The sequence below is a fragment of the Burkholderia sp. 4NA327C6 genome, from assembly GCF_005502655.1.
Taxonomy (GTDB): domain Bacteria; phylum Pseudomonadota; class Gammaproteobacteria; order Burkholderiales; family Burkholderiaceae; genus Burkholderia; species Burkholderia contaminans.
The window spans coordinates 137,314-164,193 of sequence record NZ_SCNZ01000017.1; the positions used below are offsets into that span (position 1 = coordinate 137,314).

Sequence of the window (26,880 nt, forward strand, 5' to 3'; positions counted from 1 at the left end):
CGTCGGGCCCGCCGTTACTGCGCAGCGCGCCGTTCGAGCACCGCGGCGAAGAAGCCGTCGGTCGCGTGACGATGCGGCCACAGCGACAGGTAGTCACCCGTCTCGAGCTCGATGCGCTGGTCTTCCAGCACCTTCTGCGCCGGTACCAGCACGAAGTCGGGATGGTCGGCCAGGAACTGTTCGACGATGCGTTCGTTCTCGGCGTCGAGCACGCTGCAGGTCGCGTAGACGAGCCGGCCGCCCTTCTTCACCAGGCGCGCGGCGCTCGCGAGGATGGACGCCTGCTTCGGCGTCAGCTCGTCGATCGCCGTGCGCGTCTGGCGCCACTTCAGGTCCGGGTTGCGGCGCAACGTGCCCAGGCCGCTGCACGGCGCATCGACCAGCACGCGGTCGATCTTGCCGGCGAGCCGCTTGATCTTCGCGTCGTGTTCGCTGTCGATCAGCACGGGGTTCACGTTCGACAGCCCGCTGCGCGCAAGGCGCGGCTTCAGCTTCGCCAGGCGCTTCTCCGACACGTCGAACGCGTAGAGGCGCCCGGTCGAGCGCATCATCGCGCCCAGCGCGAGCGTCTTGCCGCCCGCACCCGCGCAGAAATCGACGACCATCTCGCCGCGGCGCGGCGCGACCAGCGAGCACAGCAGCTGGCTGCCTTCGTCCTGCACCTCGATCGCGCCTTCCTCGAACAGCTTCAGGCGCGTCAGCGCCGGCTTACCGACCACGCGCACGCCGAACGGTGCGAACGGCGTCGCGCCCGCATCGATGCCGCTCACGCGCAGCCCTTCGATCACCTGGTCGCGCGTCGCCTTCTGCGCGTTGGCGCGCAGGTCGAGCGGCGCCGGGTAGTTCAGCGCGGCGGCAAGCTGCGCGAGTTCCTCACCATCGAAACGCGCCGACAGCGCCTGGTAGATCCAGTCGGGCAGGTTCGTGCGAATGCGCACGGGCAGGCTCGCCGGATCGATCTTCGACACGTGCTCGAGCCATGCGGATTCGGTATCGGACAGGAACGGCTTCAGCGCGTTGCGGCCAACCGTCTGCATCAGGCCCAGCAGCGTGAGGCGCCGCGCGGGCGTGCCCGTGCCGCTCTCGGCCAGATGCGAAAACTCCATCTTCCGGCGCAGCACCGCGAACACGGCCTCGGCGATCACGCCGCGCTCGGCATGCCCGAGCTTCGGATGCGCGCGGAAGAACCGGCTCGTCGTCGCATCGGCGGGGCCGGCGAACTTCAGCACCTCGGCCAGCAAAGTCTCGGTCTGGCCGATCAGGAATCCGTGCAGTTTCATACGCCCTCACTCGTTTCGGTATGCGGTTGATCCGCGAAAATCCAGCGCGCCTCTTCCGGCGCCACCACTGCACGGCCGTTCTCGAGGCGCAGACGCCCCTCGATGAACCAGCGCACCGCGCGCGGATACAGCACATGTTCGACCGTCAGCACACGCTGCGCGAGCGCGGCCGCGTCGTCGCCCGCGCGCACGGGCACGGCGCCCTGCGCGACGATCGCGCCGCTGTCGAGCTCGGGAATCACGAAATGCACGCTCGCGCCATGCAGCGCGACACCCGCGTCGAGCGCCTGCTGGTGCGTGTGAATGCCCTTGAAGCTCGGCAGCAGCGACGGATGGATGTTCAGCAGCCGGCCTTCGTATCGTCTGACGAATGCGGGCGTGAGAATGCGCATGAAGCCGGCGAGGACCACGAGATCGGGCGCGAATCGGTCGATCTCGGCGGCGAGCGCCGCGTCGAAGCTGTCGCGGCCGTCGAACGACCGGTGGTCGACCACCGCCGTCGCCACCCCGTGCGACGCGGCAAATGCCAGGCCGGCCGCGTCGGGCCGGTTGGCGATCACGGCCGCAACTTCGGCCGGCCAGCGTTCCTGCGCGCACGCGCGGACGATGGCCTCCATGTTGCTGCCGCGACCGGAAATCAGGATCACGAGTTTTTTCATCCGCGAATTTTACCATTCGCCCCCGCGTTTCCCCCCTTCTCGGCCGTCGGGCCGCCCGAACGTTTATAATCTTCTGCTTTGCGGCATCCCACCGCCCATTCCCCGACGCTGCATCCGCTATCGTGAAAGTCTTCCGCGGCCTGCCCAACGCCGAGAGCCGCGCGCCTTGCGCGCTGACGATCGGCAACTTCGACGGTGTCCATCGCGGCCACCAGGCCCTGCTCGCGCGCGTGCGCGCGGCAGCGGACGCGCGCGGCCTGCCCGTGTGCGTGATGACGTTCGAGCCGCACCCGCGCGAATTCTTCAACCCGGCCGGCGCACCGCCGCGCATCGCGATGCTGCGCGACAAGCTCGAGGCGCTGCGCGATCACGGCGTCGACCGCGTGGTCGTCGAGCACTTCAACCACACGTTCGCGAGCCAGTCGCCGCAGGCGTTCGTCGAACGCACGCTGGTGAACGGGCTGCACACGCGCTGGATGATGGTCGGCGACGATTTCTGCTACGGCGCGAAACGGGCGGGCACCTTCGACACGCTGCAGGCGGCCGGCGCGCAGTACGGCTTCGAGGTCGAGCAGATGGGTACGGTGGCCGGCAGCGACGGCACGCGCATCTCGAGCTCGGGCGTGCGCGCCGCGCTCGCGGCCGGCGATCTCGAAGCGGCCGCGCAGGCGCTCGGCCATGGCTATGCGATCAGCGGCCACGTCGCGCACGGGCTGAAGCTCGGCCGCGACCTCGGCTTCCCGACGCTGAACCTGCCGATCGCACACAAGCGGCCGGCGCTCGCGGGCATCTTCGTCGTGCAGGTGCACGGCCTCGGCCCCGCCCCGCTGCCGGGCGTCGCGAGCCTCGGCCTGCGCCCGACCGTCGACGATTCGGGCCGCGTGCTGCTCGAAGTGCACCTGCTCGACTGGCACGGCGATGCGTACGGCAAGCTCATCCGCGTCGAATTCCTGAAGAAGCTGCGCGACGAGGCGAAATTCGACGATCTCGAGGCGCTGTCGCGCGCGATCGCGCTGGACGTCGCGAATGCGCGTGCGTATTTCATCGAGCGCGACCGTGCGCCGGGCAGCCGCGCCACGGGCTTCGCGACGTCGGCCACCGACCGAATTAGCTGATCCGGACAGCGGCGCCCCGCGCCGCACCCTCGCGCCGCCCAGCCGCGCGCATACCCGATTCACGACGCTCGCGCGTCCCCCGAGATTTAGATAGCGATCCCATCATGAGCAACAAGAAAGCCGATTCGAAACCGCAGGCCAAGTATCCGGTCAACCTGCTCGACACGCCGTTCCCGATGCGCGGCGACCTGCCCAAGCGCGAGCCGCAGTGGGTCAAGGAATGGGAAGAGCGCGGCATCTACGAGAAGATCCGCGCGGCCAGCGCCGGCCGTCCGAAGTTCATCCTGCACGACGGCCCGCCGTATGCGAACGGCGACATCCACCTCGGCCACGCCGTCAACAAGATCCTGAAGGACATCGTCGTCAAGTCGCGCAACATGGCCGGCTTCGACGCACCGTACGTGCCGGGCTGGGATTGCCACGGGATGCCGATCGAAATCCAGATCGAGAAGCAGTTCGGCAAGTCGCTGCCGGCGGCCGAAGTGATGAGCAAGGCGCGCACGTACGCGACCGAGCAGATCGAGAAGCAGAAGGTCGGCTTCAAGCGTCTGGGTGTGCTCGGCGACTGGGCCAACCCGTACAAGACGATGAACTTCGTCAACGAGGCGGAAGAGATCCGCGCGCTCGGCAAGATCATCGAGAAGGGCTACGTGTATCGCGGGCTGAAGCCGGTGAACTGGTGCTTCGACTGCGGCTCGGCGCTCGCCGAAGCGGAAGTCGAGTACAAGGACCGCACCGATCCGACGATCGACGTGATGTTCGCGTTCGCGGAACCGGAAAAGACCGCGCAGGCGTTCGGCCTGCCGGCGCTGCCGCGCGCCGAAGGCGGCATCGTGATCTGGACCACCACGCCGTGGACGATCCCCGCGAACCAGGCGCTGAACCTCCATCCGGAAATCGTCTACGCGCTGGTCGACACCGAGCGCGGGCTGCTGATCATCGCGCAAGAGCGCGTCGAAGCCTGCATGACCGACTTCAAGCTGACCGGCCACGTCGTTGCGACCGCGCCGGGCGTGAAGCTCGCGGGCCTGCGCTTCCATCACCCGCTCGCGTCGGCTCACCCCGGCTACAAGCGCACCGCGCCCGTGTACCTCGGCGACTACGTGACGACCGACACCGGTACCGGCGTCGTGCACTCGTCGCCCGCGTACGGTATCGAGGACTTCATGTCCTGCAAGGCGCACGGGATGACCGACTCCGACTTCATCAACCCGGTGATGGGCGACGGCCGCTATATCGAATCGCTGCCGCTGTTCGGCGGCCTGTCGATCTGGGACGCGAACCCGAAGATCGTCGAGGCGCTGAATGCAGCCGGCTCGCTGCTGCGCAGCGAGAAGTACACGCACAGCTACATGCACTGCTGGCGCCACAAGACGCCGATCATCTACCGCGCCACGTCGCAGTGGTTCGCCGGGATGGACGTGACGCCGCGCGACGGCGGCAAGACGCTGCGCGAAACGGCGCTCGAAGGCGTCGACGCGACCGCGTTCTACCCGTCGTGGGGCAAGCAGCGCCTGTTCAGCATGATCGCGAACCGTCCTGACTGGACGCTGTCGCGCCAGCGCCAGTGGGGCGTGCCGATGGCGTTCTTCGTGCACAAGGAAACCGGCGAGCTGCATCCGCGCACGCTCGAGCTGCTCGAGGAAGTCGCGAAGCGCGTCGAGCAGTCGGGCATCGAGGCGTGGCAGACGCTCGACCCGCGCGAGCTGATCGGCGACGACGCGAACCTGTACGAAAAGAACCGCGACACGCTCGACGTGTGGTTCGATTCGGGCACGACGCACTGGCACGTGCTGCGCGGCTCGCACAAGGATCAGCTGCAGTTCCCGGCCGACCTCTACCTCGAAGGCTCGGACCAGCACCGCGGCTGGTTCCACTCGTCGCTGCTCACCGCGTCGATGATCGACGGCCGCGCACCGTACAAGGGCCTGCTCACGCACGGCTTCACGGTCGACGGCGAAGGCCGCAAGATGAGCAAGTCGCTCGGCAACGGCATCGACCCGCATGAAGTCGCGAACCGCCTCGGCGCTGAAATCATCCGCCTGTGGATCGCGTCGACCGACTATTCGGGCGAGCTCGCGATCTCCGAGGAAATCCTGAAGCGCGTGACCGAAGGCTATCGCCGCATCCGCAACACGCTGCGCTTCCTGCTCGCGAACCTGTCGGACTTCGACTTCGCGCAGCATGCGGTGCCCGTCGACGAATGGCTCGAGATCGACCGTTATGCGGTCGCGTTCTCGCAGCAACTGCAGACGGAGCTGCTGGGCCACTACGAGAAGTACGAATTCCACCCGGTCGTCGCGAAGCTGCAGACGTACTGCTCGGAAGATCTCGGCGGCTTCTACCTCGACGTGCTGAAGGACCGCCTGTACACGAGCGCGGCCGATTCGCGCGCACGCCGCTCCGCGCAGACGGCGCTGTACCACCTGACGCACGGCCTGCTGCGCGTGCTCGCACCGTTCCTGTCGTTCACGGCGGAAGAAGCGTGGAAGGTGTTCCAGCCGGCCAGCGACACGATCTTCACGGAAACCTACTACGCGTATCCGGAAGTCGCCGGCTCCGCCGCGCTGATCGAGAAGTGGGCACTGCTGCGCGATGTGCGCGGCAACGTGACGAAGGCGCTCGAGGAAGCCCGCACCGCGAACCGCATCGGTTCGTCACTGCAGGCCGAAGTCGCCGTGCACGCGAGCGGCGCACGCTACGACGCGCTCACGAGCCTCGGCGAGGATCTCAAGTTCGTGCTGATCACGTCGGCTGCGACGGTCGTCAAGGTCGACGACGAAGCGCAGGAAAGCGTCGACGTGGCCGCGTCGAAGTACCAGAAGTGCGAGCGCTGCTGGCACTACCGTGAAGATGTCGGCGCGCATGCCGATCATCCGACGCTGTGCGGCCGCTGCTTCTCCAACCTGTTCGAAAACGGCGAAATCCGGAGCGCTGCTTAACTATGGCGAAAACCCTGTCGAAACCGGCCAGCGGCGCGCTTGCGCCCTGGCTCGGCATTTCGCTGATCGTGATCCTGTTCGACCAGCTGTCGAAGATCGCGATCCTGAAGACGTTCGCGTACGGCGCGCAGCACGAGCTGACGTCGTTCTTCAATCTCGTGCTGGTGTACAACCGCGGCGCCGCGTTCGGCTTCCTGTCGACCGCGGGCGGCTGGCAGCGCTGGGCATTCACCGCGCTCGGCATCGGCGCGACGCTCGTGATCTGCTTCCTGCTGAAGCGTCACGGTCAGCAGCGGTTGTTCAGCCTGTCGCTCGCGATGATCCTCGGCGGCGCGCTCGGCAACGTGATCGACCGGCTCGTCTACGGCCACGTGATCGACTTCCTCGATTTCCATCTCGGCGCCTGGCACTTCCCGGCGTTCAACCTCGCCGACTCCGCGATCACGGTCGGCGCGGTGCTGCTGATCTACGACGAACTGCGTCGCGTGCGCGGCTCACGCTAAGCGCGCATACTCGGCGTCGACGGCCGGCTTCGCGCCGGCCGTTCCGTTTGACCCTTGGAGGCCTGAGTTGGCACACGCAGAACTCGCAGGAAAACACCTCGTTCTCGGCCTGACGGGCGGGATCGCCTGCTACAAGATCGCCGAGCTCACGCGGCTGCTCGTGAAGGCCGGCGCGACCGTGCAGGTCGCGATGACCGAAGCCGCTACCCAGTTCATCACGCCCGTCACGATGCAGGCGCTGTCGGGCCGGCCCGTCTACACGAGCCAATGGGACGCTCGCATCGACAACAACATGGCGCACATCGACCTGTCGCGCGAAGCCGATGCGATCGTGATCGCGCCCGCATCGACGGACTTCCTCGCGAAGCTCGCGCACGGATTCGCGGACGATCTGCTGTCGACGCTGTGCGTCGCGCGCGATTGCCCGCTGCTCGTCGTTCCCGCGATGAATCGCCAGATGTGGCAGAACCCGGCCACGCAACGCAACGCCGCACAACTGCGCGCGGACGGCGTATCGGTGCTCGGCCCGGATTCGGGCGCGCAGGCATGCGGCGAAGTCGGCGACGGCCGGATGCTCGAGCCCGAGGCGATCTACGAAGCGATCGTCGCGCACTTCGCGCCGAAGGTGCTCGCGCACCGGCGCGTGCTGATCACGGCCGGCCCGACGTTCGAACCGCTCGACCCGGTGCGCGGCCTCACGAACCGCTCGAGCGGCAAGATGGGCTTCGCGCTCGCGCGCGCCGCGCAGCAGGCCGGCGCCGACGTGCATCTCGTCGCGGGGCCGGTCGCGCTCGACACGCCGTGGGGCGTCTACCGCCAGGACGTGCAGACGGCGCAGCAAATGTACGACGCGGTCATGCATGCCGTCGCCGATGCCGACATCTTCATCGCGGTGGCTGCAGTCGCCGACTGGCGCGTCGCCCAACCGGCCGAGCACAAGATGAAGAAGACGGCCGACCACAAGGTGCCCACGCTCGCGTTCGTCGAGAACCCCGACATCCTCGCGTCGGTCGCGGCGCTGCCCGCCCCGCCGTTCTGCGTCGGCTTCGCGGCCGAAAGCGGCGACCTCGACGTGCACGGCGACGAGAAGCGCAAGCGCAAGAACGTGCCGCTGCTCGTCGGCAATCTCGGCCCGCTGACGTTCGGGCGCGACGACAACGAAGTCGTGCTGTTCGAGGCAGCCGGCCTCACGCGTCTGCCGCGCGCACCGAAGGACGAACTCGCGCACACGCTCGTCGCGGAAATCGCGAAGCGCCTGCCCGACAACCGCCTGATCTGATCTCCCGCGCGGCGGCCGCCGCTGCCGCGCCCTTCCCGCCCCATCCGACGACCGCATGAAACTCGACCTGAAGATTCTCGACGCGCGCATGCGCGACTACCTGCCCGCCTACGCGACCACCGGCAGCGCGGGCCTCGACCTGCGTGCGTGCCTCGATGCACCGGTCACGCTGCAGCCGGGCGAAACGACGCTCGTGCCGACCGGCCTCGCGATCCATCTCGCCGATCCCGGCTACGCGGCGCTGATCCTGCCGCGCTCCGGCCTCGGCCACAAGCACGGCATCGTGCTCGGCAACCTCGTCGGCCTGATCGATTCCGACTACCAGGGCCAACTCATGGTCTCGACGTGGAACCGCGGCCAGACCGAGTTCGTGCTCAATCCGTTCGAGCGGCTCGCCCAGCTCGTGATCGTGCCGGTCGTACAGGCGCAGTTCAACATCGTCGACGACTTCGCCGAAAGCGATCGCGGCGAGGGCGGCTTCGGCAGCACCGGCCGTCACTGAACGACGCAACGAAAAAAGGGGCCGCGGCCCCTTTTTTTCTATTCCGTCGCCGTCATTCCTCGACGGGTTGTGCGATCCGCGCCGGCGCCAAGTCGCGCTGCCGCGCCTGAGCCGCGATCGCGTAGATCACCATCGCAACCAGCACACCGAGCAGCACGGCCGACGAGCCGATCGTGCCGAGCGCGAGGCCGCCCTTCGCAACCGGCTTCGTCAGCAGGTCGCCGACCGTCGCGCCGAACGGACGCGTAAGCACGAACGCGGCCCAGAACAGCAGCACGCCGGAGATCCGCGTGAAATAGTGCGCGAGCACGATCACCGCGAGCAGCCCGCCGATCAGCAGCGCGCCGCCGCCGAAGCCGAGCCCCGAGCTGTCCGCGAGGAAGTCCCCGAGCGCGGTGCCGAGCGTGTTCGAGAACAGGATCGCGATCCAGTACAGCAACTCGACCTTGCGCGTGCGGATCAGGTCGACCGACAGCGATTCGCCGCTGAGGCGCCACACGGCGAAGATCGCCAGCAGGATCGCGACGAGGATCGACGAGCCAGCCGCATAGCCGAGGCCGAGCGTGCGGTCCATGAAGTCGGACATCGTCGTGCCGGCCGTGCTCGTCGCGACGATCACGGCCCAGTAGATCGCCGGGCGATAGCGGGTCGTCCTGAGCTGCGCGCCCAGCGTCACGAGAAAGAAGCCGAACAGCAGGATGGAGCTCACCGCGTAGCCGACGTTCAGCGTCATCGACAGCAGGTCGCCGCCGGTTTCGCCGAGCGTCGTCGCGCAGATCTTCATGATCCAGAACGCGAGCGTGATTTCAGGAAGTTTGTTCATTCGAACCCCTTTTGCAGGAAAGCGGCGGGCCGGCGCGGGCCGGCCTGCCTTGCAGACAGGATCGAATGTAGTCGCCGCGGGCTTAACGGAACCTTAGGGAATGGAGAATCGGTGCGGGCGGGCCGCGCCCGTCAACGCGCGTGCTGGTGCCGGTAATGCAGCGCGTACGCGAGCGTGAGCAGCACGACGAACACGACGCCGACCACCATCGTCATCCGGAATTCGCGCGTGAACGCGGTCGTGAACAGGATCGCTGCGACGAGGCCGGCACCGAGCAGGCTGCCGAAAGGGTGGCCCCACATCCGGAACGCGAGCGCGGGGCCGCGATAGCGCGAACGGAAGCGCAGGTGCGTGACGAAGATCATCAGCCACGTGAACAGCGCACCGAACATCGCGATCGCCATCATCACGGTGAACGCGGTGTCGGGCGCCAGCGCGACCAGCACGGCCGCGACCGCGACGCCGCTCGTCGAGATCCACAGCGCCGCGCGCGGCACGCCGTTCGTGCCGAGCCGGCCGAATACCGCGGGCGCGAGCCGCGCACGCGACAGGCTGAACATCATCCGCGTCGTCACGTAAAGCTGGCTGTTCATCGCCGACAGTGCCGCGATCAACAGCACGAAGTTGATCACGCCTGCCGCGTACGGCACATGAGTCGCGGCCATCACCTTCACGAACGGGCTTTCGTCGGTGCCGGCCTGCGTCCACGGCACGATCGCGAGCATCAGCGACAGCGTCAGCAGGTAGAACAGCACGAGCCGGAACACGGTCGAGCGGAACGCGCGCGTGACCGCGTGCTGCGGATCACGCGCCTCGCCGGCCGCGATCGCGACGGCTTCGATGCTCATGTAGCTGAAGATCGCGACGATCACCGCGACCCAGGTGCCCCACGGCCCCTTCGGCATGAAGCCGCCGTGCGCGGTGTAGTTCGCGAAACCGATGCCCGATGCGGCCGGCGCCGACCCGACGAGATAGGCGCCGAGTACGACGAACACGACGATCGCCGCGATCTTCAGCAGCGAGAACGCGTATTCGACCGTGCCGTACAGCGTGACGCTCGCGAGGTTAACGGCGATCAGCAGCGCGGAGAAGCCGATCACCCAGTACCAGCCGGGCACGGCCGGGAACCAGTACTTCATGAACACGGCGATCGCGCTGATCTCGGTGCCGATCGCGAACACGACCGCGAACCAGTACGCATAGCGCACCAGGAAACCCGCCAGCGGGCCGACATAGTGCTCGGCATACGCGCCGAACGACCCGGCCGTCGGATGGGCGACCGTCATTTCCGCGAGCGCGCCCATCAGCAGCAGCGCGATCAGCGCGCCGATCGCATACGAGACCAGCACGCTCGGGCCGGCGAGCCCGATCGCGAACCCGCTGCCGAGAAACAGCCCCGTGCCGATCGCGCCGCCGATCGCGATCATCGCCATCTGCCCGGACGTCAGCGCATGGCGCAAACCCTGCTCGCGCGCGACGATGTCGTCGAACGTTCGTTGTTGTGTCACTGCGTTGCCACTCCCCTGCACCACCATCGCGCCGCCGGCGCCAGATAAAACGAAACGGCGCGGAAAACATCCCGCGCCGTTCGCATGAACTACCCGATTATCGCTTACTCGACTTCGACCGCCTCTTCGTTCGGCTTGTGCGGCGGATTCGCCAGCTTGTCGAACGACAACTGCACCTTGTCGCTTTCATCGACGTCGACCGTCACGTGCCCACCGTTGACGAGCTTGCCGAACAGCAGCTCGTCGGCCAGCGCGCGCCGGATCGTGTCCTGGATCAACCGCTGCATCGGCCGCGCGCCCATCAGCGGGTCGAAGCCGTGCTTCGCGAGATGCTTGCGCAACGCGTCGGTGAAGAGCGCGTCGACCTTCTTCTCGTGCAGCTGTTCCTCGAGCTGGATCAGGAACTTGTCGACCACGCGCATGATGATTTCCTCATCGAGCGAGCGGAAGCTGATGATCGAGTCCAGGCGGTTGCGGAACTCCGGCGTGAACAGGCGCTTGATGTCGGTCATCTCGTCGCCGGTCTCGCGGCGCGTCGTGAAGCCGATCGTCGCCTTCTGCATCGACTCGGCGCCCGCGTTCGTCGTCATGATGATGATGACGTTGCGGAAATCCGCCTTGCGGCCGTTGTTGTCCGTCAGCGTGCCGTGGTCCATCACCTGCAGCAGCACGTTGAAGATGTCCGGATGCGCCTTCTCGATTTCGTCGAGCAGCAGCACGCAATGCGGCTTCTTCGTGACGGCTTCGGTCAGCAGGCCGCCCTGGTCGAATCCGACGTAGCCCGGCGGCGCGCCGATCAGCCGGCTCACCGCATGACGCTCCATGTATTCCGACATGTCGAAGCGGATCAGCTCGATGCCGAGCGTGAACGCGAGCTGGCGCGCCACTTCGGTCTTGCCGACACCCGTCGGGCCGGAGAACAGGAACGCGCCGATCGGCTTGTCCATCTTGCCGAGGCCCGCGCGCGCCATCTTGATCGAGGCTGCGAGCGCATCGATCGCCGGATCCTGGCCGAACACGACGCTCTTCAGGTCGCGATCGAGCGTCTGCAGCTTGCTGCGGTCGTCCTGCGATACGCTCTGCGGCGGCACGCGCGCGATCTTCGAGATGATTTCCTCGATCTCGCTCTTGCCGATCGTCTTCTTCTGCTTCGACTTCGGCAGGATGCGCTGAGCGGCGCCCGCTTCATCGATCACATCGATTGCCTTGTCCGGCAGGTGACGGTCGGTAATGAAGCGCGCCGACAGTTCGGCTGCGGCCGACAGTGCGCCCGACGAATACTTGACGCCGTGATGCTCTTCGAATCGCGACTTCAGCCCGCGCAGGATCGCGACCGTCTGCTCGACGCTCGGCTCCGTCACGTCGACCTTCTGGAAGCGCCGCGACAGCGCCGCGTCCTTCTCGAAGATGCCGCGATACTCGGTGAACGTGGTCGCGCCGATGCACTTGAGCACGCCCGACGACAGCGCCGGCTTCAGCAGGTTCGACGCATCGAGCGTGCCGCCCGACGCGGCGCCCGCGCCGATCAGCGTGTGGATCTCGTCGATGAACAGGATCGCGTGCGGACGCTCCTTCAGCTCCTTCAGCACCGTCTTCAGACGTTGCTCGAAGTCGCCGCGGTACTTGGTGCCCGCGAGCAACGCGCCCATGTCGAGCGAGTAGACCTGCGCGTTCGCGAGGATGTCCGGCACTTCGCCGCGCGTGATGCGATAGGCGAGCCCTTCCGCGATCGCGGTCTTGCCGACGCCGGCTTCGCCGACGAGCAGCGGATTGTTCTTGCGGCGGCGGCACAGCACCTGGACCACGCGCTCGACCTCGGGCTCGCGACCGATCAGCGGATCGATGCGGCCGTCCTTCGCCATCTGGTTCAGGTTCTGCGTGAATTGCGCGAGCGGGGTTTCCTTCTGCGCATTCGCGTCTTCGCTTTCCGCATTCGCGTCGGACGACTTCGCGGCTTCGCCGTTGTTCGTCTTCGCGATGCCGTGCGAAATGAAGTTCACGACGTCGAGGCGCGTGACGCCCTGCTGCTGCAGGTAGTACACGGCATGCGAATCCTTCTCGCCGAAGATCGCGACCAGCACGTTCGCGCCGGTCACTTCCTTCTTGCCGTTCGACGTCGACTGGACGTGCATGATCGCGCGCTGGATCACGCGCTGGAAACCGAGCGTCGGCTGGGTATCGACATCGTCGGTACCCGGGACGGTAGGTGTGTTGTCGTGGATGAAATTGCGCAGGTTCTGACGCAAGTCCTCGATGTTGGCCGCACACGCGCGCAACACCTCGGCTGCCGTCGGATTATCCAGCAGGGCCAGCAGCAGGTGCTCGACCGTAATGAACTCATGGCGCGCCTGGCGTGCTTCCATGAACGCCATGTGCAGGCTGACTTCCAATTCCTGGGCAATCATGCTTCCTCCATCACGCACTGCAGCGGATGCCCTGCCTGCCGCGCATGGGTAACGACTTGCTCAACCTTGGTCGACGCGATGTCCCGCGTATAGACCCCACAAACCCCTCGCCCTTCGCGATGGACCTTCAGCATGATCTGCGTGGCCGTCTCGCGATCCTTCTTGAAATACTCCTGGACCACCATCACGACGAATTCCATCGGCGTGAAGTCGTCGTTCAGCAGCACCACCTTGTACATCGAAGGCGGCTTGAGCTTCTGCTGCTTGCGTTCCAGGACGGTGCTGTCCTGCTTGTCCGGGATAATCGCCATACACCCATTCTAAACAACTCGGACAGGCCCGCAATCCTGCCATTACCCGACCGACCGGCCGGCGCCCTCCCCGGAATCCCGGAACACGCGATCTTCTTCGCGCCATACGAAAGCCGGCTGCGGTGCCGGCTTTCACGCGTGGCGCGGAACACGAACCGTCAGGGGAACCGCACCGGAACGTCGTGTCTGCATCCAGTATCCCACAAGCCGGGACGACTCGAACGCGTGTCACTCGAGCCTGGTATATGAGCCGATTATGCGGCTTTTCAAGACCTCGCGCTCGGCCGCGTGCTGCTAAGCAAAGCCGGAAAAACCCTGAAAATGGGTTCTTTACAACGTCCCTCTAAACGTCTAAAAATTCCACTTGACACTCCAATAAAGAGCGCCAACAATCAAGCTGGCACTTTTTTCAATTTGCCGGTTGGCAAAATGAAAGAGGCCGAGGTGAGCTTGTGAGGGGGGAACGGCTGCGTTTCAGGTCGTTTAGCTTTTCGAGCGTGCTCGTGGTAAGTAGCAGCGACTGTGTGACAGGGGAAGTAGGAAAATGGCAACTGGTATCGTTAAGTGGTTCAACGACGCGAAGGGCTTCGGTTTCATCACTCCCGATGAGGGCGGTGAGGATCTGTTTGCGCACTTCTCGGCTATCACCATGAATGGCTTCAAGACGCTGAAGGAAGGCCAGAAGGTGAGCTTTGACGTCGTTCAAGGACCGAAGGGCAAGCAAGCGTCGAACATCCAGGCCGCATAAGGCACCGGATATCAGACGAAGAAACCCGGCGCATGTCTTGCGCCGGGTTTCTTTATTTGAGGCCGGCCAATCGATAATCGATTGGCCGGCCTTTTCGTTCAATCCCGATAATTGAACACACATTGTCTTGTCACACGGGCAGATCGAATACTCCGCCCGCGCGTGAAACATAATCGCCACCTCGTTACACGACCTTCAGCGTGCCCATCATGCCGAGATCCTCGTGTTCGAGAATGTGGCAGTGAAACATGCGCTCTCCGGGCATGTCTTGCGTGACGAGAATCGTCACGGTTTCGCCGCTGCGCACGTTCACCGTATCGCGCCATGCACGGAACGGTTCGCTCGTGCGCGAACCGCCCGACGCACGCTCGATCACCTGGAACTGCGTGCCGTGCAGGTGGAACGGGTGATCCATGTCGGTGCCGTTGCGGATCGTCCAGCGCTCGACGTCGCCACGGCGGCTCGTCAGCGTCGTGCGATGCGGCGCGTAGGTGTCGCCGTTGATCGTGAAGCGCATGCCCGCGGGGCGGCCGTGCGCCGCGCCTTTCATCATCGCGTCCATGTCCATCTCCTCGCCGAACGCGACCTCCTTGTGCGCGACCGGTTCGCCCAGCGACGGCACCGCGCGCAGGGTCGCCGGCAGCGCACGTGCGGCGGCCGGCGCGAATGCGACGTCGGCCAGGGCCAGCGCCGGATCGGGTGGCAGGCTGCCGTGCCCGTCATCGTGCGACATCGACATCTTGCGGCGGTCGTATTCGGCCGCCTGCAGCACGGCGCGCGACGCGCGGTCGCCGGCGCGGACCAGCAACTCCGCCCGTTCGCCCGGCGCGATCAACAGCGACGTGACACGGCGCGGCGCGTCGAACAGGCCGCCGTCGGTGCCCGCGTGCTCGAACGCGCGGCCGTCGTCGAACGCGACGCGCAAATAGCGCGCGCTGCACGCGTTCCACACGCGCCAGCGCTCGTCGCCCGCGACATCGATCCGCGGCCGGCGGGCGCCGTTGACCAGCACGAACTGGCCTTCACGGCCGTTCATCCAGTCCATCATGTCGTTCGGTGCAATCGTGCCGTCGCGCGCAAGCTTCAGGTCCGACACGAACAGGTTGCGCTCGGGCCAGCCCGCCAGCGGATCGTCCACGGCGCGCACGACGAACGGGCCGGCGAGCCCGCGGAAGACCTGTTCGGCCGTCATCATGTGCGGATGCGGGTGGTACCAGTACGTGCCGGCGCTCCCTTTCGGCAACGTGAAGCGGTACACGCGCGACGCGCCGGGGGCGACCGGATCGGACGGATTGCCGTCCTGGTCAGGTGGCACGGGCAGGCCGTGCCAGTGGATCGTCGACGGCTGCGGCAACTTGTTCACGAACCTGATCTCGACCGTGTCGCCCTCGCGCACGTCGATCAGTGGACCGACGACGGGGCCCTGCGTACCCGCGCCGAACTGCCAGAACGTGGTCGGGCGCGCGCCGTGCAGCATCGGGCGCGCCACCGGCTGCGCCACCAGCGTGGCCCGGAACATGCCGGGCTCGCGGCTTTCGTTCGCGAGCGTGCGCAGCGCCGCGAGCGGCGCGCCGGCCGGCAGCGCGTCGGCGGCCGCGAGCGCGGCCGGTGCGGACTTGCCGCGCGGCCCGTGACCCGCCATCCCTGGCATGCCCGACATGCCGGGCATGTCGTCCATCGAGTCCATGCCGGCCATGCCGGCGTGACCGGCATGCTGCGCCCACGCGGCACGCGCGAACAGCGACGCGGCCGCGACACCAATGGCACGCGACAGGAAGGTTCTCCGTATCATCAATCGTTCCTCGTTATCCATGCTGGGTCGCGCGGCCGCCGCGACGCCCGCGCCGGCCGGCTGACGCGCCGATGCGCGACGCGAATCCCGATGCCCGCGTCATCATAACCGCAGGCCCAAATCGGGAAGCGCCACCGCCCGCCCGGCGGCGATACGCCGCAGCGCGCGACAACGCCGCACGTGATTCCGCACGCATAGTCGGTCAGTGGTGCGCGGCCCTTCGCTCATGGCCTAAGTGCCACTCAACCCTGCCCCCGGCAGTTCCCACGCGGCATCCTTGGGCCTGCCGTTCCGCCCCACCATGGCGCCGGTCACTTCACCGATCCGCAAACCCGCCAATATTTCACGATGCGGAACAAGTCTCTGCGTTATAAAAATTCGTGGTGCAGGGCACAAAATCCCCGTTTCGCGATGCCGAAAAACGTTCCGCAATACAAAATGACGTAAATAATCGTTTGTTTTTAAAAGAGAAATTTTGTTTAGTGAAGCTGTTCTACATGCACCATCGGACCGGGCCGCGGACGTAGACTTTGTTCCATGCACTGACGCTTCGCCACGACGTTCGATACGGAACCCGGCGCAAGCAGCCAGTCGGGCCACAGCCGGCCAAGCCGGCAGGCGGCACAACAGAATCGCTTGTGATCAGAAAGGGAGAACGGAAATGAAGGGATTTCGCTTTGGTTCAGCGCTCGGGTCGTTCTACATCCTGCCGGGTAACGGCGGCTGGGAAGCGACGTTCGGCAACGCCCTGCTCGGCGCATTCTCGTGCCCCGAAGTGGCAGCCGACCACATCTCCCGCGGCGACTGCGAACAACTGTCCGAACTGGACACGGCAACGCTCGAAGTGCCGCATGAAATCGCCGAATGGGAAATCGTTCACGTCTGAATGACAAGCCGGCAACGAAAAACGCCCCGGGCGTCCGGGGCGTTTTTCTTTTGTGACCAGCGTCAGGCGGCAATGCCCGCCGCACCGGCACACACATCGGCCCCGCGCAATCGCGCGGCCTGCGTCAGGCGACCGCGTCGACGATGCCGTTCAGCGTCGCGCTCGGGCGCATGGCCTGGCTCGTCAGGTCGACATTCGGACGGTAGTAGCCGCCGATGGCCTGCGCCTTGCCCTGTGCAGCCGCCAGTTCTTCCAGGATGCGCGCTTCGCTGTCGGACAGCGCCTTCGCCACGCCTTCGAACTGTGCCTTCAGCGCCGCGTCCTCGGTCTGCTCGGCCAGCGCCTGCGCCCAGTACAGGCACAGGTAGAAGTGGCTGCCGCGGTTGTCGAGCCCGCCGACCTTGCGCGCCGGCGACTTGTTCTCGTCCAGGAACTTGCCGGTCGCCTGGTCGAGCGTCTTCGCGAGCACGACCGCCTTCGGGTTCTGGTATGCGTTGCCGAGGTGTTCGAGCGACGCGGCCAGCGCGAGGAATTCGCCGAGCGAATCCCAGCGCAGGAAGCCTTCCTCGACGAACTGCTGCACGTGCTTCGGCGCGGAGCCGCCTGCACCCGTTTCGAACATCCCGCCGCCGGCCATCAGCGGCACGATCGACAGCATCTTCGCGCTGGTGCCGAGTTCCATGATCGGGAACAGGTCGGTCAGGTAGTCGCGCAACACGTTGCCGGTCACCGAGATCGTGTCCTTGCCCGCGCGGATCCGTTCGAGCGAGAAACGCGTCGCGTCGACCGGCGTCATCACGCGGATGTCGAGGCCGTTCGTGTCGTGATCCTTCAGGTAACGCTCGACCTTCGCGATGATCTGCGCGTCGTGTGCACGAGCCGGATCGAGCCAGAACACGGCCGGTGCGCCGGTCGCGCGTGCGCGGTTGACCGCGAGCTTGACCCAGTCCTGCACCGGTGCATCCTTCGTCTGGCACATGCGCCAGATGTCGCCCGCTTCCACGGCATGCTCGAGCAGCACGTTGCCCGCTTCGTCGGTGACGCGCACGACGCCATCCGCCGGGATCTGGAACGTCTTGTCGTGCGAACCGTATTCTTCAGCCGCCTGCGCCATCAGGCCGACGTTCGGCACGCTGCCCATCGTGACCGGATCGAACGCGCCATGCTGCTTGCAGTCCTCGATCACAGCCTGGTAGACGCCTGCGTAGCAGCGGTCCGGAATCACGGCCTTCGCGTCGTACAACTGGCCGTCCGGGCCCCACATGCCGCCCGAATCGCGGATCATCGCCGGCATCGATGCGTCGACGATCACGTCGCTCGGCACGTGAAGGTTCGTGATGCCCTTGTCCGAGTTGACCATCGCCAGGCGCGGACGCACCGCGTATTCGGCCTTGACGTCGGCTTCGATCGCTTCGCGCGTGTCGGCCGGCAGGTCCTTCAGGCGCGCGTACAGGTCGCCAATACCGTTGTTCGGGTTGAAGCCGACCTGCGCCAGCACGTCGGCGTGCTTCGCGAGCGCGTCGCGGTAGAACACCGACACGAAGTGACCGAACAGGATCGGGTCCGAGACCTTCATCATGGTCGCCTTCAGGTGCACCGAGAACAGCACGTCCTGCGCCTTCGCGTCGGCGATCTGCGCTTCGATGAAGCTGCGCAGCGCGTTGCGGCTCATCACCGACGCGTCGATCACTTCACCGGCCTTCACGGCCGTCTTTTCCTTCAGCACCTTCTTCGCGCCGTCGGTCGTCGTCAGTTCGATCTTCACGCTGCCGGCATCGGCGATCAGCGCCGACTTCTCGCTGCCGTAGAAGTCGCCTTCGGTCATGTGCGCGACGTGGGCCTTCGACGTGGCCTTCCACGCGCCCATCTTGTGCGGATGCTTGCGGGCGTAGTTCTTGACCGACAGCGGCGCGCGGCGGTCGGAGTTGCCTTCGCGCAACACCGGGTTCACCGCGCTGCCCTTGATCTTGTCGTAGCGGGCCTTGACCGCCTTCTCTTCGTCCGTCGACGGATCTTCCGGATAGGCCGGCAGCTTGTAGCCCTGTGCCTGCAGTTCGGCGATCGCGGCCTTGAGCTGCGGCACCGATGCGCTGATGTTCGGCAGCTTGATGATGTTCGCTTCCGGCTTCAGCGTGAGCTGGCCCAGTTCGGCCAGATCGTCGGAACCCTTCTGCTCGGGCGGCAGGATGTCCGCGAATGCCGCGATGATGCGGCCGGCGAGCGAGATGTCGCGCGTTTCGACGGCGACGCCGGACGAGCGCGTAAAGGCCTTGACGATCGGCAGCAGCGAATAGGTCGCGAGCGCGGGCGCTTCGTCGGTGAGGGTGTAGATGATCTTGGGCGAAGTGGACATGGTCGATGCGTTGCTACGTGAAAATTTGGACTGGGAGCGCCGGCGGGTAACCGGCGGGGAGCGACCGGGTCGGTCGCGAAAGGGGCGCGCCGGCTCAGCCGGGCGGTGGTATTGCGAGGGCCGTCATGTTCTACCTTGCAAGGGGCTCCGGGCCGCATCGCGGCGCCGCGGCCCGCATGCCGGACCGCCCTGCCAACAAACCTGCCATCCACGAAACGCTCCGGCGCCGGCAGTAGGCGCCGGGGCGGCCGGCAGCCTGCCGGCCCACCCCGGAAGGGGTCTTACATGTTCTCGATCAGCACTTCACCGAAGCCCGAGCACGACACCTGCGTCGCACCTTCCATCAGGCGCGCGAAGTCGTACGTGACGCGCTTCTGCAGGATCGACTTCTCCATCGCGGCGATGATCGTATCGGCTGCTTCCGTCCAGCCGAGGTGGCGCAGCATCATTTCCGCGGACAGGATCTCGGAACCGGGGTTCACGTAATCCTTGCCGGCGTACTTCGGTGCGGTGCCGTGCGTCGCTTCGAACATCGCGACCGAATCCGACAGGTTCGCACCCGGCGCGATCCCGATGCCGCCGACCTGCGCGGCCAGCGCGTCGGAGATGTAGTCGCCGTTCAGGTTCAGCGTGGCGATCACGTCGTATTCGGCCGGGCGCAACAGGATCTGCTGCAGGAACGCATCGGCGATCGAATCCTTGATGACGATCTCGTTGCCCGTCTTCGGGTTCTTCACGCGCATCCACGGGCCGCCGTCGATCAGCTCGCCGCCGAATTCCTTCTGCGCGAGCGCATAGCCGGCGTCACGGAACAGGCCTTCCGTGAACTTCATGATGTTGCCCTTGTGCACCAGCGTGACCGACTTGCGATCGTTGTCGATCGCATACTGGATCGCCTTGCGCACGAGACGCTCGGTGCCTTCCGTCGACACGGGCTTGACGCCGATCCCCGACGTTTCCGGGAAGCGGATCTTCTTCACGCCCATCTCGTCCTGCAGGAACTTGATCACCTTCTTCGCCTGCTCGGAGCCCGCGGCCCATTCGATGCCCGCGTAGATGTCTTCCGAGTTCTCGCGGAAGATCACCATGTCGATCTTTTGCGGCTCGCGCACCGGCGACGGCACGCCCTTGAAGTACTGCACCGGGCGCAGGCACACGTACAGGTCGAGTTCCTGGCGCAGCGCGACGTTCAGCGAGCGGATGCCGCCGCCGACCGGGGTCGTGAGCGGCCCCTTGATCGACACCACGTATTCCTTGAGCACCTGCAGCGTTTCGTCCGGGAGCCACACGTCCGGACCGTACACCTTCGTCGCCTTCTCGCCCGCGAAAATCTCCATCCAGTGGATCTTGCGCTGGCCCTTGTAGGCATGCGCGACCGCCGCGTCCACCACCTTGATCATGACCGGCGTGATATCGAAGCCCGTACCGTCGCCTTCGATATAGGGAATGATCGGCTGATCGGAAACGTTGAGCGAGAAGTCCTTGTTGACGGTGATCTTGTCACCGCCTTCCGGAACCTTGATGTGCTGATACGGCATGATCGACTCCAGTGACGTGGCTGAGCAGGTGATGCTGGTCGAAGCTGCGCGCGCGGCAGGGGCGCGGCATGGCCACCCCGTGACGGCAACAGCGAGCCGCTATTCTAGCGCCCCAACCGGGCACTTCGGCATGAAGCGCGGCACTGCGTATCAAGCCCCCACTTATGTCTTATATAAGACAGAGGACTTGCCGTTCCGTATTATGCATTAAGATTCCGCCATTTGCCATAGACCGCCCGCCCCGCTTCCCGCGGCGCGCCGGGCGGACGCCCCGCCATGAACCTGATCGCCCTCAACAAGCCGTTCGGCACGATTTGCCAGTTTTCCGCGCACGAGACGCGCCCGTCGCTCGGCGATTGGGTAAAAACGCCCGGCGTCTACGCGGCCGGCCGGCTGGACGCGGACAGCGAGGGGCTGCTGCTGCTCACCGACGACGGCGCGCTGCAGGCGCGCATCGCGGAGCCGCGCCACAAGCTCGTCAAGCGCTACTGGGCGCAGGTCGAGGGCGCGCCCGGCCCCGCCGACCTGAAGGCGCTCGCGCGCGGCGTCGACCTCGGCGACTACGTGACGCGTCCGTGCCGCGCCGAATTCATCGAACCGCCCGACACGCTGTGGCCGCGCAATCCGCCGATCCGCTACCGCGCCGCGATCCCGACGACATGGATCGAGCTTGCGATCACGGAGGGCAAGAACCGTCAGGTGCGCCGGATGACGGCGGCCGTCGGCTTCCCGACGCTGCGCCTGGTGCGGGTCGGCATCGGCGCACTGGATATATTCGCGCTCGGCATTGCACCGGGAGAAACAATTGCACTGCCGCCACGCGCACCGTGGGAGGGTTTCGCGCCCGCCGGATGACGAATTCGGGACGGGCGAATTTTTCGTCATCTTTTTCGTCAACCGGCTGCGAAGATCGCGCGTTAAACCACGCAGATGCCAACCTTAGCTATCCGGCATTGGCAGCCGAACCCGTGTTTGCGTCACGAAAGCGACGTTTTTATCGAATACGATTCGGCGCCCGCAGCGCAATGAGAAATTTCTCGAAGCGTCTGTCAACCGAAAGGTGGATGGCACCGTTAGACGACATGACTCCTATTGCCGGGTCATTTGGTTAATTAACTAAAGCTGAGGAACACAACATGAACAAACTGATCGCTGCTCTGGTCGCTGGTCTCTTCGCAACGGCTGCTTTCGCACAAGCATCGGCTCCGGAAGCTGCTCCGGCTGCTGCTGAAGCTGCTTCGGCACCGGCTAAGCACGCTGCCAAGAAGCACCACGCAGCCAAGAAGCACCACAAGGCATCGAAGAAGGCTGCAGCGAGCGACGCAGCAGCACCGGCAGCTGCTTCGAACTAAGTAAGCTTGCTGTAATAAATAACGCAGTCAAGAACACGCAGTCTTGCCGTTCTTACGGCGTTGAAAGGCAGATCACCGCAAGGCGATCTGCCTTTTTCTTTTTGTGCCCGACGACACGCATCGCGTACCATGCGGGTCTCGTTTTCCAGATAGGAGCCTTGCTGTGCAATTCTCCCTGCGCTCGTCGCTCGGCCGCCTTGCGCGCGCCGCCGTGTTTCCCGCCGCGCTCGCCGTCATGGCGTTCGGCATGCAGGCCGCCGGCGCGCAAGTGCCGCCCGGCGCCAAGCAGCCGAGCGAATTCCCGCGTGTGAAGCTGCGCGCCGGCATGTACGTGATCGACGCGGCCGTCGCCGCGAACGACCCCGACCGCGAACAGGGGCTGATGTACCGGTCGCAGCTCGCGCCGAACGAAGGCATGCTGTTCGTGTTCAACGAGAACGCCGTGCATTGCTTCTGGATGAAGAACACGCTGATCCCGCTGTCGATCGCGTTCATCCGCGCGGACGGCACGATCACCGACATCGACGAGATGAAGGCCGAGACGACCGACAACCACTGCCCGCGCAACAACGGCGTCTATGCGCTCGAAATGAGCAAGGGCTGGTTCGCGGCGAAGGGCATCAAGCCCGGCATGAAGCTCGAAGGCCTGCCGAAGGCCCAGTGACGGCCATTGCCGCGGCGCCGTGCCGCGCAACGACCGAGCCGGCCGCCCGTTGCGCGCCGGCTTTTTTTTCGCCCGCCGGCGGTGACGCCCGGCTTGATTCCGCCGCTGCCGGCCGCATCTGCAAAAGCCACGCGCAAGCGCTATGCTTTAAGTCTCGCTTGACCAGCCCGGGCCGCCACTGTCGGCCCGCTTACATCCGAACCTAAGGAGGTTCACGTGCCCCGCAAAACCCCCATCGAGCGCTATCGCAATATCGGGATCAGCGCTCACATCGATGCCGGCAAAACCACGACGACCGAGCGCATCCTGTTTTACACCGGCGTGAGCCACAAGATCGGTGAAGTGCACGACGGCGCGGCCACGATGGACTGGATGGAGCAGGAGCAGGAACGCGGCATCACGATCACGTCGGCCGCGACCACGGCCTTCTGGAAGGGCATGGCCGGCAACTACCCCGAGCATCGGATCAACATCATCGACACGCCCGGGCACGTCGACTTCACCATTGAAGTCGAGCGCTCGATGCGCGTGCTCGACGGCGCGTGCATGGTCTACGACTCGGTCGGCGGCGTGCAGCCGCAGTCCGAAACCGTCTGGCGCCAGGCCAACAAGTACAAGGTGCCGCGCATCGCGTTCGTCAACAAGATGGACCGCATCGGCGCCGATTTCTTCCGCGTGCAGAAGCAGATCGGCGAGCGCCTGAAAGGCGTCGCCGTGCCGATCCAGATTCCGATCGGCGCGGAAGATCATTTCCAGGGCGTCGTCGATCTCGTGAAGATGAAGGCGATCGTGTGGGACGACGAAAGCCAGGGCGTGAAGTTCTCGTACGAGGACATCCCGGCGAACCTCGTCGAGCTCGCCCACGAATGGCGCGAGAAGATGGTCGAGGCCGCGGCGGAAGCGAGCGAGGAACTGCTCGAGAAGTACCTGCACGACCATGAATCGCTGACCGAGGACGAGATCAAGGCCGCGCTGCGCAAGCGCACGATCGCGAACGAGATCGTGCCGATGCTGTGCGGCAGCGCGTTCAAGAACAAGGGCGTGCAGGCGATGCTCGATGCGGTGATCGACTACCTGCCGTCGCCGGTCGACGTGCCGGCCATTCTCGGCCACGACTTCGCCGATCCGGAAAAGCCGGCGGAACGCCATCCGAGCGATGACGAGCCGTTCTCGTCGCTCGCGTTCAAGATCATGACCGACCCGTTCGTCGGCCAGCTGATCTTCTTCCGCGTGTATTCGGGTGTGGTCGAATCGGGCGACACCGTGCTCAACGCGACCAAGGACAAGAAGGAACGGCTCGGCCGGATCCTGCAGATGCACGCGAACGAGCGCAAGGAAATCAAGGAAGTGCGCGCAGGCGACATCGCGGCGGCCGTCGGCCTGAAGGAAGCGACCACCGGCGACACGCTGTGCGATCCGGCGAAGCCGATCATCCTCGAGAAGATGGAATTCCCGGAGCCGGTGATCTCGCAGGCCGTCGAGCCGAAGACGAAGGCCGACCAGGAAAAGATGGGCCTCGCGCTGAACCGCCTCGCGCAGGAAGATCCGTCGTTCCGCGTGCAGACCGACGAAGAGTCCGGCCAGACGATCATTTCGGGGATGGGCGAGCTCCACCTCGAAATCCTGGTCGACCGGATGAAGCGTGAATTCGGCGTCGAGGCAACGGTCGGCAAGCCGCAGGTCGCGTATCGCGAGACGGTGCGCACGACGGCATCCGACGTCGAGGGCAAGTTCGTCAAGCAGTCGGGTGGTCGCGGCCAGTACGGCCACGCGGTGATCACGCTCGAGCCGAATCCCGGCAAGGGCTATGAGTTCCTCGACGAGATCAAGGGTGGCGTGATTCCGCGCGAATTCATCCCGGCCGTCGACAAGGGCATCACCGAGACGCTGAAGAGCGGCGTGCTTGCGGGCTACCCGGTCGTCGACGTGAAGGTGCACCTGACGTTCGGCTCGTACCACGACGTCGACTCGAACGAAAACGCGTTCCGGATGGCCGGCTCGATGGCGTTCAAGGAAGCGATGCGCCGGGCAAAACCCGTACTGCTCGAGCCGATGATGGCCGTCGAGGTCGAGACGCCCGAGGAATTCATGGGCAACGTGATGGGCGACCTGTCGAGCCGTCGCGGCATCGTGCAGGGGATGGAAGACATCGCGGGCGGCGGCGGCAAGCTCGTGCGCGCCGAAGTGCCGCTCGCGGAAATGTTCGGCTATTCGACGTCGCTGCGTTCGGCCACGCAGGGCCGCGCGACCTACACGATGGAGTTCAAGCAGTACGCGGAAACGCCTGCCAACGTGTCGGAAGGCGTGATCAGCGCGAAAGTGAAGTAAGCGCGGCGCGCTCGCGCGCTGCTGCTTGCAGGCAAGGCCCGTCCGGTTCCGGACGGGCCTTTTTCATTCGGCGCCCGCGGCCTTTTGATCGGCACGCCAGGCGTTTTTTTCGCGTGCCACAATGGATCGCGATTCGTCAGATGGAACCATCCCGATGCCGCTCACCCCTGCCCTGCGCCGCCTGCTGATCCTCTATGCCGGCCTGATCGCCGCGAACGCCGCCGTCTGGCTGTGGGCGCTCGCCGTGTTGCGCGACCATCCGCTGCTGCTCGGCACCGCGGCGATCGCATACGGACTCGGGCTGCGTCATGCGGTCGACGCCGACCACATCGCCGCGATCGACGTTGCAACGCGCAAGCTGATGCAGGAAGGCCAGCGTCCGGTGAGCGTCGGCCTGTTCTTCTCGCTCGGCCATTCGACGATCGTGATCGCCGCGACGCTCGGCATCGCGCTGACCGCGTTCGCGCTGCGCGACCGGTTCGACACATTCCGCGAGATCGGCGGCACGATCGGCACGGCGGTGTCGGCCACCTTCCTGCTCGTGCTCGCGTGCGTGAACCTGGTGATCCTGCGCGACGTGTGGCGGCGCTATCGGGGCACGCACGGGCACGCGCACGATGCCGCGCATGTGCACCGCCCTGCCGGGCTCGTCTCCCGGCTGCTGCGCCCGCTGTTCCGGTTCGTGTCGAAGAGCTGGCACATGTATCCGGTCGGCGTGCTGTTCGGGCTCGGTTTCGATACTGCAACCGAAATCGGCCTGCTCGCGATCGCCGCTGCACAAGCGAGCCAGGGGCTGCCGGTCTATACGGTCATGCTTTTTCCCGCGCTTTTCACCGCCGGCATGACGCTGATCGACTCGACCGACAACGTGCTGATGATTCACGCGTACGGCTGGGCGATGGACGATCCGCAGCGCAAGCTGCTCTACAACGCGAGCATCACGTTCGTGTCGGCGGCCGTCGCGCTGGCGATCGGCGGGATCGAGGCAGCCGGCCTGCTGGCCGACAAGCTGTCGCTGACGGGCCCCGTGCGCGACGCGCTCGACGCACTCGGCGAACGCTTCGGCTCGATCGGCTATGGCATCGTCGCCCTGTTCCTCGTCTGCTGGATCGCGTCGATCCTGTTCCACCGCTGGCAGCGCGCGGCCGACGCGCCTGCGCGCTGAACATCGCTCAGACGTTTCATTCCCGAAACAAAACTCTCCCCAAGACGTTGCATGCGTCGTCGCGCGCTCGCGTGCGCCTTGCGCGACAGGCGCAAGCGGCCGGTGGCACGGATCTCGCAGATAGGGATTCGCACGGCGGGCCCGCGTGCCGTTCCGCGCTCGCGGCTGGCGTCCAGCGCCCGCCCGAAAGCGATCGGCTGCCGACAGGACTACGAACCTTTACCGGCCCCCTGCACCACACGTAGCCGCGCGGCAACGAGGCATCGCGCGCATGGGGAGGCCATGATGCTCAAGTCGAAACAACCGTTCCGTACGCCGGGACGGCGCTATCGCGCAACCTTGTTCGCCGCAGCCGCGTTCGCGTGTTGCTGCTCGTATGCCGTCGCACAGGATGCGACACCGGACACCGCGGCCGGAGCAGTTGCCAGCGCGGACGCCATCATGACGCTGGTCGACGACGCTTCGCCTTGCGCAGCCAATCCGGCTGCGTGCGCGGTGCATGTCTTCGCCGGCGGACACGTTGGCGGAAGTGGCGCAGGCTCGGGCGGCAATGGCAGCGGCGGCAGCCCCGGCAGCGGAAATGCCAACGGCAACGGTAGCAACGGGAACGGGACCGTCGGGCCTGCTGGTGTCGGCGGAACGACAAGCGGAACATCCGGCGGCACGAGTGGCACGGGCCGTGGAGGCAATGCGTCTGGCAACGGGGGCTCGGGTGGTGGTTCTTCCG

Annotated in this window: 21 protein-coding genes and 1 pseudogene; 13 read left to right on the forward strand and 9 right to left on the reverse strand. The window is 65.7% G+C overall.

Going from position 1 to position 26,880, the window contains the following annotated elements:
• Positions 1-14 precede the first annotated feature (14 nt).
• Together FFS49_RS19245 and purN are read right to left on the reverse strand one after the other, a co-directional pair.
• Positions 15-1,280 (reverse strand): RsmB/NOP family class I SAM-dependent RNA methyltransferase, encoded by a 1,266-nt coding sequence (locus tag FFS49_RS19245; RefSeq protein WP_046544589.1) that lies wholly within the window; start codon positions 1,278-1,280, stop codon positions 15-17.
• Positions 1,277-1,939 (reverse strand): phosphoribosylglycinamide formyltransferase, encoded by a 663-nt coding sequence (gene purN / locus FFS49_RS19250; RefSeq protein ID WP_039368183.1) that lies wholly within the window; start codon positions 1,937-1,939, stop codon positions 1,277-1,279. Before purN ends, FFS49_RS19245 begins: the two co-directional genes overlap by 4 nt.
• Before the next feature lie 122 nt (positions 1,940-2,061).
• Between purN and FFS49_RS19255 the strand changes: the two genes are divergently transcribed.
• The 5 genes from FFS49_RS19255 to dut all read left to right on the forward strand — a co-directional run bounded on the left by FFS49_RS19255 (position 2,062) and on the right by dut (position 8,280).
• On the forward strand, positions 2,062-3,054 hold the full coding sequence (locus FFS49_RS19255) for a bifunctional riboflavin kinase/FAD synthetase (RefSeq protein WP_039368185.1): 993 nt from the start codon (positions 2,062-2,064) through the stop codon (positions 3,052-3,054).
• A 104-nt stretch (positions 3,055-3,158) separates the two neighbouring features.
• Positions 3,159-5,996: an isoleucine--tRNA ligase gene (ileS, locus tag FFS49_RS19260; protein ID WP_105819053.1), complete on the forward strand. Its 2,838-nt coding sequence runs from the start codon at positions 3,159-3,161 to the stop codon at positions 5,994-5,996.
• Between the two features lie 2 nt (positions 5,997-5,998).
• Positions 5,999-6,499, forward strand: coding sequence for a signal peptidase II (gene lspA / locus FFS49_RS19265; RefSeq protein WP_039368190.1), 501 nt, complete (start codon positions 5,999-6,001; stop codon positions 6,497-6,499).
• A gap of 67 nt (positions 6,500-6,566) precedes the next feature.
• A complete protein-coding gene (coaBC, locus tag FFS49_RS19270; RefSeq protein ID WP_039368192.1) occupies positions 6,567-7,778 on the forward strand; it encodes a bifunctional phosphopantothenoylcysteine decarboxylase/phosphopantothenate--cysteine ligase CoaBC in 1,212 nt (403 codons plus the stop codon).
• Between the two features lie 55 nt (positions 7,779-7,833).
• The gene (gene dut / locus FFS49_RS19275) at positions 7,834-8,280 is read left to right on the forward strand and encodes a dUTP diphosphatase (protein WP_021160741.1); all 447 of its coding nucleotides are present in this window, start codon (positions 7,834-7,836) and stop codon (positions 8,278-8,280) included.
• Between the two features lie 52 nt (positions 8,281-8,332).
• Here dut and FFS49_RS19280 read toward each other — a convergent pair whose 3' ends face one another.
• The 4 genes from FFS49_RS19280 to clpS all read right to left on the reverse strand — a co-directional run bounded on the left by FFS49_RS19280 (position 8,333) and on the right by clpS (position 13,327).
• Entirely contained in the window at positions 8,333-9,103 is a 771-nt protein-coding gene (locus tag FFS49_RS19280; protein ID WP_039368195.1) for a membrane protein, read from the reverse strand.
• 131 nt (positions 9,104-9,234) lie between these two features.
• Positions 9,235-10,611, reverse strand: a complete 1,377-nt coding sequence (locus FFS49_RS19285) for an amino acid permease (RefSeq protein ID WP_226285466.1) — start codon at positions 10,609-10,611, stop codon at positions 9,235-9,237.
• Positions 10,612-10,715: 104 nt separating this feature from the next.
• A complete protein-coding gene (clpA, locus tag FFS49_RS19290; RefSeq protein ID WP_039368198.1) occupies positions 10,716-13,016 on the reverse strand; it encodes an ATP-dependent Clp protease ATP-binding subunit ClpA in 2,301 nt (766 codons plus the stop codon).
• Entirely contained in the window at positions 13,013-13,327 is a 315-nt protein-coding gene (gene clpS / locus FFS49_RS19295) for an ATP-dependent Clp protease adapter ClpS (RefSeq protein WP_006398529.1), read from the reverse strand. Before clpS ends, clpA begins: the two co-directional genes overlap by 4 nt.
• A gap of 544 nt (positions 13,328-13,871) precedes the next feature.
• Here clpS and FFS49_RS19305 point away from each other — a divergent pair.
• Positions 13,872-14,075 (forward strand): cold-shock protein, encoded by a 204-nt coding sequence (locus FFS49_RS19305; RefSeq protein ID WP_006478030.1) that lies wholly within the window; start codon positions 13,872-13,874, stop codon positions 14,073-14,075.
• Between the two features lie 184 nt (positions 14,076-14,259).
• Here the strand turns inward: FFS49_RS19305 and FFS49_RS19310 are convergent, their stop codons facing one another.
• Positions 14,260-15,867 (reverse strand): multicopper oxidase family protein, encoded by a 1,608-nt coding sequence (locus FFS49_RS19310; RefSeq protein ID WP_137909844.1) that lies wholly within the window; start codon positions 15,865-15,867, stop codon positions 14,260-14,262.
• Positions 15,868-16,528: 661 nt separating this feature from the next.
• Between FFS49_RS19310 and FFS49_RS19315 the strand changes: the two genes are divergently transcribed.
• The gene (locus FFS49_RS19315) at positions 16,529-16,753 is read left to right on the forward strand and encodes a hypothetical protein (protein WP_006490888.1); all 225 of its coding nucleotides are present in this window, start codon (positions 16,529-16,531) and stop codon (positions 16,751-16,753) included.
• 124 nt (positions 16,754-16,877) lie between these two features.
• Here the strand turns inward: FFS49_RS19315 and FFS49_RS19320 are convergent, their stop codons facing one another.
• Together FFS49_RS19320 and icd are read right to left on the reverse strand one after the other, a co-directional pair.
• Positions 16,878-19,106 carry an NADP-dependent isocitrate dehydrogenase gene (locus tag FFS49_RS19320; protein WP_105819056.1) on the reverse strand — a complete coding sequence of 743 codons (2,229 nt, stop codon included), beginning with the start codon at positions 19,104-19,106 and terminating at the stop codon, positions 16,878-16,880.
• A 281-nt stretch (positions 19,107-19,387) separates the two neighbouring features.
• Positions 19,388-20,644, reverse strand: a complete 1,257-nt coding sequence (gene icd / locus FFS49_RS19325) for an NADP-dependent isocitrate dehydrogenase (RefSeq protein WP_039368210.1) — start codon at positions 20,642-20,644, stop codon at positions 19,388-19,390.
• A gap of 276 nt (positions 20,645-20,920) precedes the next feature.
• Between icd and FFS49_RS19330 the strand changes: the two genes are divergently transcribed.
• The 6 genes and pseudogenes from FFS49_RS19330 to FFS49_RS42395 all read left to right on the forward strand — a co-directional run.
• Entirely contained in the window at positions 20,921-21,499 is a 579-nt protein-coding gene (locus FFS49_RS19330) for a pseudouridine synthase (RefSeq protein WP_046544582.1), read from the forward strand.
• 281 nt (positions 21,500-21,780) lie between these two features.
• Positions 21,781-21,996 carry a hypothetical protein gene (locus FFS49_RS19335; protein WP_011352970.1) on the forward strand — a complete coding sequence of 72 codons (216 nt, stop codon included), beginning with the start codon at positions 21,781-21,783 and terminating at the stop codon, positions 21,994-21,996.
• 163 nt (positions 21,997-22,159) lie between these two features.
• Positions 22,160-22,660, forward strand: coding sequence for a DUF192 domain-containing protein (locus FFS49_RS19340; RefSeq protein ID WP_089473431.1), 501 nt, complete (start codon positions 22,160-22,162; stop codon positions 22,658-22,660).
• A gap of 216 nt (positions 22,661-22,876) precedes the next feature.
• Positions 22,877-24,988: an elongation factor G gene (gene fusA, locus FFS49_RS19345; protein WP_046544581.1), complete on the forward strand. Its 2,112-nt coding sequence runs from the start codon at positions 22,877-22,879 to the stop codon at positions 24,986-24,988.
• A 154-nt stretch (positions 24,989-25,142) separates the two neighbouring features.
• Positions 25,143-26,153 (forward strand): HoxN/HupN/NixA family nickel/cobalt transporter, encoded by a 1,011-nt coding sequence (locus FFS49_RS19350; RefSeq protein WP_171026785.1) that lies wholly within the window; start codon positions 25,143-25,145, stop codon positions 26,151-26,153.
• Between the two features lie 285 nt (positions 26,154-26,438).
• Positions 26,439-26,880 (forward strand): annotated as a pseudogene (locus tag FFS49_RS42395) (hypothetical protein); the annotation flags it as partial.

Bases quoted from the DNA above. Each gene is read 5' to 3' on its own strand.
- FFS49_RS19245 (WP_046544589.1), bottom strand. From the start codon at position 1,280: ATGAAACTGCACGGATTCCTGATCGGCCAGACCGAGACTTTGCTGGCC.
- purN (WP_039368183.1), bottom strand. From the start codon at position 1,939: ATGAAAAAACTCGTGATCCTGATTTCCGGTCGCGGCAGCAACATGGAG.
- ileS (WP_105819053.1), top strand. From the start codon at position 3,159: ATGAGCAACAAGAAAGCCGATTCGAAACCGCAGGCCAAGTATCCGGTC.
- lspA (WP_039368190.1), top strand. From the start codon at position 5,999: ATGGCGAAAACCCTGTCGAAACCGGCCAGCGGCGCGCTTGCGCCCTGG.
- dut (WP_021160741.1), top strand. From the start codon at position 7,834: ATGAAACTCGACCTGAAGATTCTCGACGCGCGCATGCGCGACTACCTG.
- FFS49_RS19280 (WP_039368195.1), bottom strand. From the start codon at position 9,103: ATGAACAAACTTCCTGAAATCACGCTCGCGTTCTGGATCATGAAGATC.
- clpA (WP_039368198.1), bottom strand. From the start codon at position 13,016: ATGATTGCCCAGGAATTGGAAGTCAGCCTGCACATGGCGTTCATGGAA.
- clpS (WP_006398529.1), bottom strand. From the start codon at position 13,327: ATGGCGATTATCCCGGACAAGCAGGACAGCACCGTCCTGGAACGCAAG.
- FFS49_RS19305 (WP_006478030.1), top strand. From the start codon at position 13,872: ATGGCAACTGGTATCGTTAAGTGGTTCAACGACGCGAAGGGCTTCGGT.
- FFS49_RS19310 (WP_137909844.1), bottom strand. From the start codon at position 15,867: ATGATACGGAGAACCTTCCTGTCGCGTGCCATTGGTGTCGCGGCCGCG.
- FFS49_RS19315 (WP_006490888.1), top strand. From the start codon at position 16,529: ATGAAGGGATTTCGCTTTGGTTCAGCGCTCGGGTCGTTCTACATCCTG.
- FFS49_RS19320 (WP_105819056.1), bottom strand. From the start codon at position 19,106: ATGTCCACTTCGCCCAAGATCATCTACACCCTCACCGACGAAGCGCCC.
- icd (WP_039368210.1), bottom strand. From the start codon at position 20,644: ATGCCGTATCAGCACATCAAGGTTCCGGAAGGCGGTGACAAGATCACC.
- FFS49_RS19330 (WP_046544582.1), top strand. From the start codon at position 20,921: ATGAACCTGATCGCCCTCAACAAGCCGTTCGGCACGATTTGCCAGTTT.
- FFS49_RS19335 (WP_011352970.1), top strand. From the start codon at position 21,781: ATGAACAAACTGATCGCTGCTCTGGTCGCTGGTCTCTTCGCAACGGCT.
- FFS49_RS19350 (WP_171026785.1), top strand. From the start codon at position 25,143: ATGCCGCTCACCCCTGCCCTGCGCCGCCTGCTGATCCTCTATGCCGGC.